Source organism: Salifodinibacter halophilus (genome assembly GCA_012999515.1).
Taxonomy (GTDB): Bacteria; Pseudomonadota; Gammaproteobacteria; order Nevskiales; family Salinisphaeraceae; genus Salifodinibacter; species Salifodinibacter halophilus.
Window position 1 is genome coordinate 1 of the sequence record JABEEB010000256.1, and the last position, 271, is coordinate 271.

The following is a 271-nucleotide window of genomic DNA, read 5'->3' on the forward strand; positions in this document are numbered from 1 at the left end:
TGCGCGCCTGCCATTGCTTCGGCCCGGTCTTGTGCACCGACTCGCCGGCGCTGTCGACCGCGACGGTCACCGGCATGTCCTGCACGGTGAATTCGTAGATCGCCTCCATGCCGAGGTCGGCGAAACCGACCACGCGCGAGGCCTTGATCGCCTTCGACACCAGGTAGGCCGCACCGCCGACCGCCATCAGGTAGACCGACTGGTGCTTCTGGATCGCCTCGATCGCGGTCGGGCCGCGCTCGGCCTGCTCGGCATGGTCGGCAAGGCCGAG

1 protein-coding gene is annotated in these 271 nt (G+C 68.6%); it reads right to left on the reverse strand.

Annotated elements, in window-relative coordinates; genetic code table 11:
* Positions 1-271: fumarate hydratase (locus HKX41_11555; GenBank protein ID NNC24768.1), on the reverse strand; the 271-nt coding region annotated here is incomplete at both ends.